Genomic DNA, 13955 nt, shown 5'->3' with positions numbered 1-13955 from the left:
GTGTCGGCCGGCCCCGCCCGAGTCCCGGCCGACCTCATGACGTCCCTCCGACAGAAGAACCAAGGAAACGAGCAGACATGACGACGAACCCCACACCCGCCGGCGTGCCGACGCCCGAGAAGCCGCTCCTGCTCCTGGTGGGCAGCGGAGGCCGGACATGGCGCGAGTACGTGCTGCGGGCCATCGTGACCAAGTACCGGCTGCACCTCCTGTGCCCCGCGCCGCCCTCCTGGGAGAAGCCGTACATCGACGGGTACACCGTGGTCGACACGCTGGACGCCCCGGCGATGGCCGACATCGCCCGCGCGCGCACCGAGAGCTTCGCCGGCGTGCTGACCTATGAGGAAACGCGCGTCGAGTCCGCCGCCGAGCTGGCCACCGCGCTGGGGCTGCGGACCAGTCCGCGAGCGGCCGTGAACGCCTGCCGCGACAAGTACCTCGGCCGCCAGGCCCTCAAGGCGAGGGGCGTGCCGCAGGCCGAGTCCATCGCCGTCACCGATCTGGCGCAGGCCCAGGAAGCCGCCGAGCGGATCGGCTACCCCGTGGTGGTCAAGCCCCGTGCGCTCTCGGCCAGTTGCGGAGTGACCTTCGTGCCCGGGCCGCAGCAGCTGGAGGAGGCCTACCGGGAGGCGGGCAGGATCTGGTTCGACGAGGTACCTCGTTCCGAAGCGCCCATCCTCGTCGAGGAGTTCCTCGACGGGCCGGAGATCAGCGTGGAGGCCCTCTGCCGCGACGGGCAGGTCACCGCTCTGTTCGTGGCGCGCAAGGAGCTCGGCTACGCCCCCGGCTTCGAGGAGGTCGGCCACACCGTCCGGGCGGACGACCCGCTCCTGCACGACGAGACGCTGCTCAAGGTCCTTCAGGACGCCCACACCGCGGTGGGCCTCACCGACACCGTGACCCACACCGAACTCCGGCTGACCGCGGCCGGACCGAAGGTCGTGGAGATCAACGCCCGGATCGGCGGCGACCGGATCCCCTACCTGGGCGGACTCGTCACCGGGATGGAGATCGGGCTGGTGGCCGCGGACCTCGCCGCCGACGTGGTGCCGGACATCCCGCGGACCACCGGCTCGGCGACGGCCGGCGTCCGCTTCCTCTACCCCGAGCGGGACCTGAAGCTCGAGTCCATCGAGATCGACGAGGCCAAGCTGCCCGCGTCGATCCACGAAGTGACGCCCCTGGCGGACCCGGGCAGGGAGCTCTGGCTCCCGCCCGTGGACAACGCGCGCTCGCGCTACGCCCTGGTCATCGCCGTTGCCGAGACCGAGAACGACTGCGCTGCCGCCCTGGACGAGGCGGCCGCGGCGGTGACGGCCACGGGCGTCCCGCTCTCCTGACACCAGAGAGCGGCAGTTCGCACCACCCACCATCGAATCCTGGGGGAAAGCACAGTGCCGAGAATCATCGCCATCGTGTCCGGTGGCATGGATTCCGTGACCATGGCTCACCAGCTCAAGGAGCAGGGCAACGATGTCCACCTGCTGTCGGTCGACTACGGGCAGCGCCACCGCAAGGAGCACGACTTCGCCGCGGCTGCGGCCGAGCGGCTCGGAGCGGTGCACCAGATCGCGGACCTGAGCGCCGTTGGGGCCATGTTCCGCGGCTCCTCGCTCACCGACCCCACGGTCGATGTGCCCGAGCAGACCTGGGACGGGTACGGCGAGAGCCCCAACATCGTGCCGAACCGCAACGCGCTGCTGCTCGCCGTCGCCTTCGCGATCGCGGTCGTGGAGAAGGCCGAAGCGGTGGCGATCGGCATCATGGCCGGCGACGCCACGTCGGTCCCCGACAGTACCCCCGCCTTCCTCGACTCCTTCATCGCCATGGAGCGACTCGCGACCAAGGGGTACGCACATCCCGAACTCGACCTGCTCGCTCCGCTGGCGGGGCTGCAGAAGAGCGATGTCGTCCTGCTCGGCGAACAGCTCCGCGTCCCGTGGACCCGGACGTGGACGTGTCTGCGCGGCGAAGAGGCGCACTGCGGCCGCTGCGCGGCCTGCTGGGAGCGCCAGGAAGCCTTCACCGACGCCGGAGTCGACGACCCGACCACCTACCAAGGGAACAGAGGATGACTCTCCGTATCACCAAGCAGTTCGCCTTCTCGGCCAGCCACCAGCTGGACGGCCTGCCCGACGGACACCAGTGCGGTCGCCTGCACGGCCACAACTACCAGGTGGAGATCGAGCTGAGCGCCCGGCGGGACCAGCTCACCGCACCCGGATTCGTGCGCGACTACGGCGACCTGGCCGGATTCAAAGGGTGGATGGACGAATTCCTCGACCACCGGCACCTGAACGACGTGGTCAAGGAACAGAATCCGTCGGCCGAGAATCTCGCCGTGTGGATCTATGAGCAGTGGTACACGGTCTATCCGGAACTCACAGCCGTACGCGTCTCCGAGACGCCGAAGACCTGGGCCGAATACCGTCCCTGATTCTCCATCGCGCACGTCACCTGCAACAGAATTCAGTGAAGGGGGTGGTGCCTTGTGGAACCGGAGCTTGTAGTCAATGAGATCTTCGGCCCCACCTAGCGCCTTTCAAGGCGAAGGGCGCTCGATCGGCCGTCGATGTGCATTTGTGCGACTGGGCGGCTGCAATCTCTCCTGCCGGTGGTGCGACACTCCGTACACCTGGGACTGGACAGGATCCAGTGACACGGGAATCAAGTTCGACCCCAAGAAAGAACTCCACCGGATGCCGGTCGGCACGGTCGCGGAGAAACTGCTCGCCTACGGTGTCGAGCTGGTCGTCATTTCCGGCGGAGAGCCTCTCAACCAGCAGAATCGACTCGTTCCGCTCGTCGATGAACTGATGCGGCACGGCGTCGAGATCGAGATCGAGACCAATGGCACACGGGTTCCCGACGAGCGTCTGATCGAAGCCGGCGTACGTTTCAACGTCTCCCCGAAGCTTTCGCACGCGGGAGATCCGGTCGAACAGCGCATCGTTCCCGATGCCCTGCGGAGCCTGGCCCGGCTTCCCTCCAGCACATTCAAGTTCGTCTGCCGGGAATTGGCCGACCTCGACGAAGTGGCCGAGGTGGCGGACGCGTTCGGCATCACCTCGGTCTGGATCATGCCGGAGGGGCAGACCAGCGAAGAGGTAAACGGCCACATGCAAAAGCTGGTATCCACCGTCATCGACCGTGGCTGGAACACCACAACCAGGCTGCACACTCTGGTCTGGGGACAGAAGAGGGGTGTCTGAGGGTGCTCGACAAGATGATCGAGGATGAGGTCCTTACCGTCCGTCCCGGTATCGCCGAAGAGGCCGTGCCGGATCCGCTCGAGGGCCTGGCCCGGGCACTTCTCACGGAGATAGGTGAAGACCCGGACCGGGAGGGTCTCCGGGACACGCCGGCACGCTACGCGCGTTGGTGGCGCGAGTTCACCAGCTACGACCCCGGCACCATCGACACGCTCTTCGAGACGACGTCCTCGGGGCAGATGGTGGTGGTCTCGGACATCAAGGTGTGGTCGCTGTGCGAGCACCACCTGCTGCCCTTCAACTGCTCGCTGACCATTGCCTATCGCTCCGCCAAACAGCTGCTCGGGCTGTCGAAGTTCGCCCGGATCGCTCATCAGCACGCCCACCGGCTGCAGGTCCAGGAGCGTCTGGTGTCGGGCATCGCGGAAGACGTCATGCGCATCACCGAAGCACCGGACGTCGCCGTCATCGGCCAGGGCGAGCACCTGTGCATGACCATGCGCGGGATCAAGACCGTCGGCCTGATGACCTCCACCTCGTTCCACGGGGTGTTCGCCGAGGACAGCTCCGCCCGGTCCGAGCTGCTGTCCCTCGCGCGCGGGGTCTGAAGTCCCGGCAGTGATCGGGCCGCCGTGGGATTCCCGGGCCCGGTCGGTTCCCGCGGACGGCCTGCGCATCGTCAGTTCGTCGTCGCGTCAAGAGAGTGGAACACCTCATGTCAGACACGTTTCCTGTGATCGACCTCCGGGACGCCGAACGCGGCCCTGAGGCACGGGCCGAGTTCCTGGACCGTCTACGACGGGCCGTCCACGACATCGGCTTCTTCCAGCTGGTCGGGCACGGCGTGACCGGTGCGGCCGAACTGCTGGACCTGTCCCGGGAGTTCTTCGCGCTGCCGAATCAGGAGCGCCGCGAGCTGGACATCCTCAACTCCCCTCATTTCCGCGGCTACTCCGAGCTCGGCCGGGAACGGACACGCGGTGTGCCCGATCAGCGCCAACAGCTCGACATCGGGCCCGAACGGCCCGGCGGACGCCCTGCCCCGGGTGAGCCGGCGTATCGCTGGCTGGTCGGCCCCAACCAGTGGCCGGCCGGCCTGCCGGGCCTGCGGCCCGCCGTCATCGACTGGATGGACCAGCTGACGGGCATCTCCCACCGACTGCTCAACCTCATTCTCGAGTCGCTGGAGACGTCCGCGGACTTCCTGGACACGGTCGTCGATCCCGATCCACAGGTCCACTTCAAGCTGCTGCACTACCCGGGTCCCGCCGAGTCGGTGGACATCGACCCCTCGGACCAGGGAGCGGGCATCCACAAGGATCTCGGGCTGCTCACCCTGCTGGTCCAGGACGATGTGGGCGGGCTCCAAGTGGCCGTCGAGGACGACCACTTCGTGGACGTGCCGGTGGTCCCGGACGCGTTCGTGGTGAACCTCGGCGAACTCCTCGAGGTCGCCACGCGCGGCTATCTCAGGGCCACCGTCCACCGGGTCGTCCGCCCGGCGCCGGGGGTCGACCGGTACTCCATGCCGTTCTTCTACAGCCCTCGCCTCGAAGCGTCGATGCGGCCGCTCCCGAGCCGCCACGTCAGCGAGGCGGGCGGTGTGGTCGTCGACCCGGACAATCCGCTGTTCGCCTGCTACGGCGACAACGTGATGAAGGGCCTGACCCGGGGGTTCCCGGAACTGATCGCCCGCCACCACCCCGATCTGCTGACCGCGGCCGGCCAGTGAGGGTCGGACGGACCACGCCCCGGCAGCACTTTCCCGAAGGAGCAAAGCAGTTGAGCAACCGCAAGCCGGCCGTTCTCCTGGTCGACCCTGTGTCGGTCGGAGCGGGCTACAAGCAGGCGGTCCGGGACATGGGCATGGACGTCGTGTCCCTCTTCACCAACGAACCGGCGGACCTGAGGGCGACCTGGCCGGACCACGCCAAGGGCGACGACGCCTCCCTGTACGCCACCGAGGCGGCCGAGGTCCTGACCGCTCTCACGGGGCTCGACCAGGAGATCAAGGCCGTCGTCCCGGGCTCGGAGTCCGGGGTGCACCTCGCGGGTGTCATCGCGCACGAACTGGGCCTGCCCTGCAATGACGTCGAGCTGGCACGGGCCAGGCACGACAAGGCCCTCATGCGCGACCACGCCGCCTCGCAAGGGCTCCGTATCCCGGCCTACCGCCTGGTGCGCGACCCCTCCGAGGTCCGCGAGGCCGCCGAGAGCATCGGCTACCCGGTCATCGTCAAGCAGCGCGAGGGCGCCGGCTCCATCGGCGCCACGCTGGTGCCCGACACCGCGAGCGCCGAGAACTTCGAAGTCGTCGACAGGACCAACTACTTCGGCTGGACGGTCGAGGCCTGGCTGGTCGAGGAGTACATCCGGGGACGCGAGTTCGCGGTCAACGCCTTCAGCAGCGACGGCGACCACCGGGTGATCGACATGTGGGAGTACCGCAGGCCCGACGACCGGGACTACGACTTCCCGCTCTGGGACAACGTCCAGGCCGTGCCGGACGATCCCGACTGGGCGAGGATCGAGGAGTACGTCGTCCGGGTACTCACCGCGTTCGGGGTGCACCGCGGTCCCAGCCACACCGAGGTGAAGGTCAACGCGGACGGCGTCTTCCTGATGGAGGTGGCCGCCCGGCTCCCCGGCGGCCCCGCCACCGACCAGTGGTCGGAGTTCACGGACATCCGTCCGTTCCACGACACCCTGGAGTGCTACCTCGGGCGGCGCCCCGCCGTCATGGACAAGCCGGTCAACAGCCGCGCCATGTTCGGGGCGATCGCCATCCACAACGAGGTCGGCCCCGGCACCCTCGTGGCCATGCACGGCCTGGAGCAGGTCAAGAACCACCCCGGTGTCGACAAGGTCCTGGTCTCCTACCAGCCGGGCGATCATGTGCCGCTCACCCGCGACATCCTGTCGATCCCGCTGGGCGCCTGGGTCTCCGGCCCGGACCAGGAATCGGTCGTACGGGTGCTCGCGGAGATCAGGGCCATGGTCGACCTGGAGATCACGCCGGACACGCCGGCCGTCTGACTGCGTCCGCCCCGTTCCCGGGCGGTTCTCGCGATCCCATCCCATCAGCGCAGGAAGAAGGACTCAGCATGGACATCAGCAAGATCGACGAGACACTCGGCAAGTTCCTGGCCGAGAACTACACCCCTGAGCGCATCGAGCGGCTGGCGGACCGGTTCCACCACAAGGGAGTGGTGAAGTTCGACAAGGACGCGCGGCTCGTGCCCGAGGAGATAATGACCGCCGTCCGCGCGGAGGCCGACCAGCTGATCGGCGAGCACAAGGAGCGCCGGGACCTGCTGCTGCGCACCACGGGCAACACCCCGCGCAAGATGAGTGTGGTCAAGAGCGAGGACATCGAGCAGAGCGAGCTCATCCGCACCATCGCCACGTCGGAGTCGTTCCTCGGCTTCCTCGGGCGCGTGGCCCGTGAGCCCGTCATTCCCCAGGTCTCCGAGGACGAGCGCTACCTGATCACCCACCAGGAGTTCAAGGCGGACACCCACGGATGGCACTGGGGCGACTACAGCTTCGCCCTCATCTGGGCCCTGCGGATGCCTCCCATCTCGTGCGGCGGCATGCTCCAGGCCGTCCCGCACACCCACTGGGACAAGTCCGACCCCCGTATCAACGAGACCCTCTGCGAGCGTCGGATCGACACGCACGGCCTCGTCACCGGGGACCTCTACCTCCAGCGCACCGACACCACGCTGCACCGGACCGTTCCGCTGACCGAGGACGGCGCGGCCCGCACCATCCTCAACATGACCTGGGCCGGCCAGCGTGACCTCGACAAGCCGCTGATCGGCAACGACCGCTGGTGGGAGGACCCGGAGGCGAAGGCCGCGCAGTCGATGATGTAAGGCCGGCTGCCGACCTGGAGGTGCGGATGCGGCGCCGCGCCCCGGCGCCGCTCCCGAAGGGCCAGGCCGCGCGCAGGAACGCGCGCCCGGCCCTCTTCATCTGAATTCGGACGGGACCTGTCTGACGTGTCCAGTAGCCAGATCACAGCTTTCTTCCTCGACGTCGCACTGATCGCCGGGTTGGCATGGGTAGGTGGCACCGTGGCGCGACGGTGCGGCCAGCCCGCCGTCATCGGTGAGATCGTGGCCGGAATCCTCCTCGGGCCCACGCTGCTGCACGCGTCGTTCACCGAGGCCCTCTTCCCGATGGAAGTACGGAGCGAGCTCAGCGCCCTCGCCGACATCGGTCTCGCCCTGTTCATGTTCGCGCTCGGTACGGAGTTCGAGTGGTCCGCCAAACGCTCGGTCCGGCGTACCTCGTTCGCCATCGCCGTCAGCGCGATGGCGGTCCCGTTCACGGTGGGAGCGGGTCTCGCCCTGTGGTGGGGGCCGGGCGAATCCTCGGCGAGCAGGTTGCCGCAGGTCATGTTCATGGGAATCGCGTTGTCGGTGACCGCGTTTCCCGTCCTCGCCCGAATCGTCGAGGACCGTGGCCTCTCCCGAACGCCGCTGGGGCAGTTGGGGGTGGCCAGCGCCGCGCTCTGCGACATCTTCGCGTGGGTGCTGCTGGGCGCGGTCATGCTGCTCTGCGGCAGCGGCGCACCCTGGCGCCTCCTCTGCTTCGTCCCGTACCTGATCCTGATGATCGGCGTCGTACGGCCGGCCCTCCGTGCGCTCATGCGCAGGGCGGGCGGCGAGGCCGATCTGGTCGTCACGTTCGTGGGAGTGCTCGCGTCCTGTGCCGCCACCGAGTGGATGGGGCTGCACTTCATCTTCGGCGCCTTCGTCTTCGGCATCGTGCGGACCAGCGCCCGGCGCGGGTTGCCGGAAAAGGTGGATGTCCGGCTGCGGCAGCGCCTGGGGTCGCTGAGCAGCCGCCTCTTCATGCCGGTCTATTTCGTGGTGGCCGGCTGGAACGTGGACCTGTCCAGCCTGGGTCCGTCCCAACTCCTGGACCTCTCTGTGCTGTTGGCCGCCGCCGTGGCCGCCAAGTTCCTCGCCGCGGCCGGGGCCGCCCGGCTCTGCGGGATGACGGCGAGGGACTCGGCGGCGATCGGTGCCCTGATGAACACGCGCGGGCTGACCGAGCTGATCGTGCTGACTGCGGGCCGTGAGATGGGGTTGCTGGACGGCACCCGCTACACGCTGCTCGTGGCCATGGCCGTGCTCACTACAATGTCCACCGGCCCGGTCCTGAAGCGACTGCTGCCTCCCGGCGACCGGCCCGGACCGGACGCCGCACCTGCCCCGCTGTCCCCGGACTCGGAGCATGCAGGACGGTCTCGGGGCGTCGGGGAACCGGCACACGACGTACCGCGCGAACCCACCGCACGTGACGCCCGAGAGCCGTAACGCCCCACCGGCCCCGCCGTCGGATGCCCGCCGCACCACAGAGCAAGGAGCCCAGAGGATGTCTGCCGAGCCCGAAGTCTTACGGGAGACGACCCCGCGCGGTCCGCTGCACAGTTACCGGGAACTGAGGAAGGTGCCCGGGTTCTGGCGGATCGTGGCGGTCGGCATGGCGTCGAAACTGCCGAACAGCATGGTCGAGTTGAGCCTGCTGCTGATGGTGGGCCGGGCGTACTCGTACACGACGGCCGGCCTTGCCGTGGCCTGCCTCGCGGTCGGCACCTGTGTGACGTCCCCGCTGCGCGGCCGGCTCATCGACCGGCACTCCCCCCGCGTGGTGCTGCTCGGCTGTCTCGCCGGCTACGGGGTGGCGACCGGCCTGCTGATCCTGGTGGTGTCCGACCACGGGCCCACCGCCTGGGTCCTCGTGACATCGACGGCCCTCGGGGCGACGGCGCCACCGATCGCCGTCCTGATGCGGACCGTCTGGTACAACGCCGCCGACCAGGCCAAGCTCAACACCGCGATGGCCCTCGACTCGGCGATGATGGGCACCGCGCTGGTCACCGGCCCCGTGCTGGCCGGCTGGCTCAGCCTGTCGTTCTCGGGTGCCGCGCCGCTGGTGGTCATCGTGGTGCTGACCGCCTTGGTGGTGTGCCTCCTGCTCGACACTCCGGCCTCACCGCAGCCGGACGGGCGACGGCACTGGCTGGGACCGCTGACCTCCGCGCCCCTGCGGCGCCTGCTGATCGCCGACGGGCTCTTCGTCCTGGCCGTGACCGCGACCGACGTGATACTGCCGATCTACGCCAAGGAGTACGACGCCGCGGTGTTCACCGGGGTGTACATCGGGGCCCTGTCCGTCGGCAGCGTGCTGGGTAGCCTCGCCCTGGGCGCCATGCCCAACCTCCTGGTCCGCGGCCCCAAGCTCTCGGTGCTGCTCTGTGTCTTCGCGGCGGGAGTCGGCACACTGGCGCTGGCCGCCCGGCTCTCCCCGCTGGCGGTCCTCTTCCTCTGTCCGGTGGCGGGACTGGTCATCGGTTCTGTCTTCGGCACGCTGCGTACGGTGGGAGGGGACCTCGCGAGGAAGGGCGAGATCACCGAGACGATGTCCTGGCTCACCAGCCTGGACATGGCGGGCGGCGCTGTGGGAGCGGCGGTCTTCGCGCACCTCGCCGTGGTCCAGGGGAGCAGGACGGCAATCGTCCTGGTGCCGTTGGTGATCCTCCTGAGCGCCGTGGTGGGCTGGACAGCGCGGACCCCGGCGGTCAAGCAGGCATGATCCTCCGGCCGCCGCCCCGTGAACCCGCCCTCACCGCGGATGAGTGCGCGTTCGCGCGGTCGGTGGCTTCCAAGTCGGCGGCCGACGCCGCATCCACCGCGGGTGTGCCCCGTCCGACGGCCCTTCCGAGATGTTCGGGCCGATGCCGGGGCTGCCGGGCCGGCTGTACCCGCGCGGGGTCGCACGGACCGCGGTCGCGCCCGAGGGGCACGGGGTGCCGGGGTGTGACGCGGGTGGGCGTCCAGGGCCGGTGCCCGCTCAGCTCGTCGTCCGGCCCCACAGCGGTCCGATCCGGTCCCAGTCCTCGTCCCAACGGTCCACGCGCCGGCGTTCCAGGCGGCCGCGGAGGAGCCGGCCGACGGCGAAGGGGACGCCCGCCACGCCCGCGCCCGCGAAGACGCCGATCAGCCAGGCCCGCAGCCGGGCCACCTCCACCGTGGTGGGCTGGTTGACGAGACGCCCGTCGGGATCGGTCCACACCAGGACCGGGGTGTCCGCCGAGGTACCCGCCGCGACCCTCACCCGACCGGAGCGCAGAGTGCCGTCCGGCGCCGTCCAGCGGACCTTCGTCCACACGACGCGACTGGTGAGCCCGGTGGCGCCCGCGTCCGGCGCGTCCGCGAGGAGCTGAGCGGGGACGGTGAGCGACTCCGCGCGATCCCGCGCGAGACTGTTCTCGACGGCGTCGACGGTCACCAGGCCCGAGACCACACCGCCGAGCACCGTGAACACCCAGGCGGCGAGCATGATCCAGGCCTCCAGGACATCGCTTCGCCGCCGCAGCGGGTTGCGCCGCCACCGCCACAGCCACACCTTCGGACCACGGAACGCCGCCATCAAGGGCATCCTCCTCACGACCGCACGGACACGCCACGTCCCCCTCCCTTACGCGCGCGCTCCGCGCGATGCTCACTCCCCGTGCCCGCCGGCTCGTCGGGCACGGCGTGCCGACGGCCGCGGGACTCCCCCCGCGAGCGGCCCGGAGAGCGGCGCCGCGCTCCCCCGTCGTCCGCCGACACGGCACGTCCGACCTGCGCAAACGCCACTCCGGAAGGTGACTGTCGGTGCCGGGGTGCAGACTGGCCCGTAGCGCAGACAACGACGTCGCGGAGGTGGCCGGTCATGGCCGACGTACTGCTCACGGTAGGCACCCGCAAGGGTCTCTTCATCGGGCGACGGCGCGGCGGCGCCTGGGAGTTCGACGAGAGCCCGTACTTCAACGCGCAGGCCGTGTACTCGGTCGCGATCGACTCCCGGGGCGAGCGGCCGCGGCTGCTGGTCGGCGGGGACAGCGCCCACTGGGGCCCGTCCGTGTTCCACTCCGACGACCTGGGCCGTACGTGGACCGAACCCGAGCGCCCCGCGGTCAGGTTCCCCAAGGAGACGGGTGCCTCGCTGGAGCGGGTGTGGCAGTTGCATCCGGCGGCCGCCGAACCGGATGTCGTGTACGCGGGGACGGAACCGGCCGCGTTGTACCGCTCGGAGGACCGCGGCGAGTCCTTCGAACTCGTCCGCCCCCTGTGGGAACACCCCACCCGCTCGCAGTGGGTCCCCGGAGGCGGCGGGGAGGGACTGCACACCATCCTCACCGACGACCGCGACCCGCGGGCCGTGACCGTGGCCGTGTCCACGGCCGGGGTCTTCCGCACCGCCGACGGCGGCGCGAGCTGGGAGCCCGCCAACTCCGGTGTCTCCGCCGTGTTCCTGCCGGATCCGAACCCCGAGTTCGGCCAGTGCGTGCACAAGGTCGCGCGCGACGCGGCGAACCCGGACCGGCTCTACCTCCAGAACCACTGGGGGGTGTACCGCAGCGACGACGGGGCCGGGCAGTGGACCGACATCGGCGCGGACCTGCCGTCCACCTTCGGATTCGCGGTGGCGGCGCATCCGCACCAGGGGGACACGGCCTACGTCTTCCCGATCAACGCCGACGCGGACCGGGTCCCGGCCGACCGGCGGTGCCGGGTCTTCCGTACGGACGACGCCGGCAGGACCTGGGAACCGCTGACGGCGGGACTCCCCTCCGGGGACCACTACGGCACGGTGCTGCGGGACGCGCTGTGCACGGACGACGCGGACCCGGCGGGCGTGTACTTCGGCAACCGCAACGGCGAGGTGTACGCGTCCGCGGACGACGGCGACAGCTGGCGGCAGCTCGCCTCACATCTCCCGGACGTCCTGTGCGTCCGCGCGGCGGTCATGGCCTGAGCGTGGCCGACCGCGGACCCCAACAGCCCGCGGCGGCAGGTGTCTTGTGTCGGGAGACGACCGATTCGGCGACGAAACGGTCATCCCCGGACGCGGTACGGCCACCAGTTTGATCTCTGCCATGCGTACGGCAGTAGGGTGACGCCCGTGGCACCACGACCGTTGCATGAGATCGTCGAACCGGGCTGGGCGAAAGCCCTCGAACCCGTCGCCGGACGGATCGCCGAGATGGGCGACTTCCTGCGCGCGGAGATCGCCGCGGGACGCACCTACGTACCGTCCGGGGCGAACGTCCTCCGGGCCTTCCAGCAGCCCTTCGACGAGGTACGCGTCCTCATCGTCGGGCAGGACCCCTACCCGACCCCGGGACACGCCGTCGGTTTGTCCTTCTCGGTGGCCCCGGACGTCCGTCCGCTGCCGCCCAGCCTGATCAACATCTTCACCGAGCTGAAGAACGACCTCGGGGCGTCCCAGCCGTCCACCGGTGACCTCACCCCCTGGACGCAGCAGGGCGTGCTCTTGCTCAACAAGACGCTCACCACGGCACCCCGAAGGTCCGCCGCGCACCAGGGCAAGGGCTGGGAGGAAGTCACCGAACAGGCGATACGGGCACTGGCCGCCCGCGGCCGGCCGCTGGTGTCGATCCTGTGGGGCCGCCCCGCGCGCAATCTGCGCCCCCTGCTCGGCAGTCTGCCGGCGGTCGAGTCCGCGCACCCCTCACCCAGATCGGCCGACGGCGGCTTCTTCGGTTCGCGCCCCTTCAGCCGCGCCAACGACCTGCTGGCGAGGCAAGGGGCGGAGCCGGTGGACTGGCGCCTGCCGTGACACCCGACGGTGGGCACGGCGGGCGGCGCGGCGGGCCGAGCCCTGCCGTGGTGCTGGCCGTGGACTCCGGAGGCTCGGGACTGCGGGTGGCTCTCGCCGCGCACGCGGTGCCGGGCGATGACCGCTCCCCCGTACGCCGAGGAGCACCGGCGCACCCGCACCCGGCCCCGCTCGGTGCCCCGCTGACCTCCAGGGAGCCGGTCCGTACCGGGCCGCGCGGGATCTCGGCCGGGCACCTGCTGGATCAACTGCTGCCGATGGCAAGGCGTTTGATGGCCGATGCGGGCGCCGACCGGCTCGGGGCCGTCGCCGTCGGCGCGGCCGGCCTGGCCACGCTCGGCGACGAACTGCGGGACGAGCTCCCGGCCGCACTGGAGCGTGAACTGGGAGTACGGCGGCTCGCCCTGGCCGCGGACGCCGTGACCGCCTACACGGGCGCCCTGGGTGCCCGGGCGGGAGCCGTGATCGCGGCCGGCACCGGCATGATCGCGGTCGGCACCGACCTCACGTCGTGGCGCAGGGCCGACGGATGGGGCCATCTGCTCGGCGACTGCGGCGGCGGCGCGTGGATCGGCCGCGCGGGCCTGGAGGCGGCCCTGCGCGCCTTCGACGGCCGCCCGGGCGGCTCGGCCGCCCTGCTGGCACGGGCCGAGGAGATGTTCGGGCCGATGCCGGGACTGCCCGGCCTGCTGTATCCGCGCACCGACCGGGCCGCCGTGCTCGCCTCCTTCGCCCCCGAGGTGGCCGGCCTGCGTGGGAGCGATCCCGTGTCCTCCGGCATCCTGCGGACCGCCGCACGGCACATGGCCGAGTCGGCCGCCGCGGTGTGCCCCGCCGACGGCGAGCCCCATCTCGCGCTCACCGGGGGCGTGTTCAACATGGGTGCCGCGATCCTCGGGCCCCTGACCGAGGCGTTGGGCGAGCGGCTGCCGCACGCCTGCCGCGTACCGGCCGCGGGCGACCCGCTCGACGGCGCGCTGCGGATCGCGGCCGACCTGGCGGACGGCCGGCTCGCACTGCCCCCGGACGAACGGATGTTGTACGTGGTGGCCGAAAAGCCGCACGGGGAAATCTATGGCCCGAAATCTTCGTAGGAACGAC

Annotated in this window: 14 protein-coding genes; 13 read left to right on the top strand and 1 reads right to left on the bottom strand. The window is 70.2% G+C overall.

Annotation, left to right across the window (positions count from 1 at the left end; translation table 11 throughout):
• Nucleotides 1–77 precede the first annotated feature (77 nt).
• The 10 genes from ACF07B_RS28005 to ACF07B_RS27960 all read left to right on the top strand — a co-directional run bounded on the left by ACF07B_RS28005 (nt 78) and on the right by ACF07B_RS27960 (nt 9821).
• Entirely contained in the window at nt 78–1340 is a 1263-nt protein-coding gene (locus ACF07B_RS28005) for an ATP-grasp domain-containing protein (protein ID WP_392180964.1), read from the top strand.
• Between the two features lie 54 nt (nt 1341–1394).
• Entirely contained in the window at nt 1395–2075 is a 681-nt protein-coding gene (locus ACF07B_RS28000; RefSeq protein WP_328455210.1) for a 7-cyano-7-deazaguanine synthase, read from the top strand.
• Nucleotides 2072–2437 (top strand): 6-pyruvoyl tetrahydropterin synthase family protein, encoded by a 366-nt coding sequence (locus ACF07B_RS27995; RefSeq protein ID WP_369479708.1) that lies wholly within the window; start codon nt 2072–2074, stop codon nt 2435–2437. Before ACF07B_RS28000 ends, ACF07B_RS27995 begins: the two co-directional genes overlap by 4 nt.
• Before the next feature lie 76 nt (nt 2438–2513).
• On the top strand, nt 2514–3212 hold the full coding sequence (locus ACF07B_RS27990) for a 7-carboxy-7-deazaguanine synthase QueE (protein WP_328665301.1): 699 nt from the start codon (nt 2514–2516) through the stop codon (nt 3210–3212).
• Nucleotides 3213–3214: 2 nt separating this feature from the next.
• Nucleotides 3215–3820, top strand: coding sequence for a GTP cyclohydrolase I (gene folE, locus ACF07B_RS27985; protein WP_369479710.1), 606 nt, complete (start codon nt 3215–3217; stop codon nt 3818–3820).
• 107 nt (nt 3821–3927) lie between these two features.
• Nucleotides 3928–4944 (top strand): isopenicillin N synthase family dioxygenase, encoded by a 1017-nt coding sequence (locus ACF07B_RS27980; RefSeq protein WP_392180963.1) that lies wholly within the window; start codon nt 3928–3930, stop codon nt 4942–4944.
• Nucleotides 4945–4994: 50 nt separating this feature from the next.
• Nucleotides 4995–6248, top strand: a complete 1254-nt coding sequence (locus tag ACF07B_RS27975; protein WP_392180962.1) for an ATP-grasp domain-containing protein — start codon at nt 4995–4997, stop codon at nt 6246–6248.
• A 68-nt stretch (nt 6249–6316) separates the two neighbouring features.
• Nucleotides 6317–7090, top strand: coding sequence for an ArpA protein (locus tag ACF07B_RS27970; RefSeq protein ID WP_392180961.1), 774 nt, complete (start codon nt 6317–6319; stop codon nt 7088–7090).
• A gap of 126 nt (nt 7091–7216) precedes the next feature.
• Nucleotides 7217–8542 carry a cation:proton antiporter gene (locus tag ACF07B_RS27965; RefSeq protein WP_392180960.1) on the top strand — a complete coding sequence of 442 codons (1326 nt, stop codon included), beginning with the start codon at nt 7217–7219 and terminating at the stop codon, nt 8540–8542.
• Between the two features lie 58 nt (nt 8543–8600).
• On the top strand, nt 8601–9821 hold the full coding sequence (locus ACF07B_RS27960; RefSeq protein ID WP_392180959.1) for an MFS transporter: 1221 nt from the start codon (nt 8601–8603) through the stop codon (nt 9819–9821).
• 258 nt (nt 9822–10079) lie between these two features.
• Here the strand turns inward: ACF07B_RS27960 and ACF07B_RS27955 are convergent, their stop codons facing one another.
• Nucleotides 10080–10658 carry a hypothetical protein gene (locus ACF07B_RS27955; RefSeq protein ID WP_392180958.1) on the bottom strand — a complete coding sequence of 193 codons (579 nt, stop codon included), beginning with the start codon at nt 10656–10658 and terminating at the stop codon, nt 10080–10082.
• A 285-nt stretch (nt 10659–10943) separates the two neighbouring features.
• On the opposite strand from ACF07B_RS27955, the gene ACF07B_RS27950 reads away from it, so the two are divergent.
• The 3 genes from ACF07B_RS27950 (at nt 10944) to ACF07B_RS27940 (ending at nt 13948) form a co-directional block, all read left to right on the top strand.
• Nucleotides 10944–12029 (top strand): WD40/YVTN/BNR-like repeat-containing protein, encoded by a 1086-nt coding sequence (locus ACF07B_RS27950; RefSeq protein ID WP_392180957.1) that lies wholly within the window; start codon nt 10944–10946, stop codon nt 12027–12029.
• A 147-nt stretch (nt 12030–12176) separates the two neighbouring features.
• Nucleotides 12177–12854: a uracil-DNA glycosylase gene (locus ACF07B_RS27945; RefSeq protein WP_362397850.1), complete on the top strand. Its 678-nt coding sequence runs from the start codon at nt 12177–12179 to the stop codon at nt 12852–12854.
• Nucleotides 12851–13948 carry an N-acetylglucosamine kinase gene (locus ACF07B_RS27940; RefSeq protein WP_392180956.1) on the top strand — a complete coding sequence of 366 codons (1098 nt, stop codon included), beginning with the start codon at nt 12851–12853 and terminating at the stop codon, nt 13946–13948. Before ACF07B_RS27945 ends, ACF07B_RS27940 begins: the two co-directional genes overlap by 4 nt.
• Nucleotides 13949–13955: the final 7 nt, after the last annotated feature.

It is taken from the genome of Streptomyces sp. NPDC015532, from assembly GCF_043078065.1.
Taxonomy (GTDB): Bacteria; Actinomycetota; Actinomycetes; order Streptomycetales; family Streptomycetaceae; genus Streptomyces.
Note: the sequence above shows the minus strand (reverse complement) of the source record. Positions and strands in the feature narration are given on the sequence as shown.

Coding starts and splice junctions, on each gene's coding strand:
- ACF07B_RS28005 (WP_392180964.1), top strand. CDS start 78: ATGACGACGAACCCCACACCCGCCGGCGTGCCGACGCCCGAGAAGCCG.
- ACF07B_RS27995 (WP_369479708.1), top strand. CDS start 2,072: ATGACTCTCCGTATCACCAAGCAGTTCGCCTTCTCGGCCAGCCACCAG.
- ACF07B_RS27990 (WP_328665301.1), top strand. CDS start 2,514: ATGAGATCTTCGGCCCCACCTAGCGCCTTTCAAGGCGAAGGGCGCTCG.
- ACF07B_RS27980 (WP_392180963.1), top strand. CDS start 3,928: ATGTCAGACACGTTTCCTGTGATCGACCTCCGGGACGCCGAACGCGGC.
- ACF07B_RS27970 (WP_392180961.1), top strand. CDS start 6,317: ATGGACATCAGCAAGATCGACGAGACACTCGGCAAGTTCCTGGCCGAG.
- ACF07B_RS27960 (WP_392180959.1), top strand. CDS start 8,601: ATGTCTGCCGAGCCCGAAGTCTTACGGGAGACGACCCCGCGCGGTCCG.
- ACF07B_RS27955 (WP_392180958.1), bottom strand. CDS start 10,658: ATGGCGGCGTTCCGTGGTCCGAAGGTGTGGCTGTGGCGGTGGCGGCGC.
- ACF07B_RS27950 (WP_392180957.1), top strand. CDS start 10,944: ATGGCCGACGTACTGCTCACGGTAGGCACCCGCAAGGGTCTCTTCATC.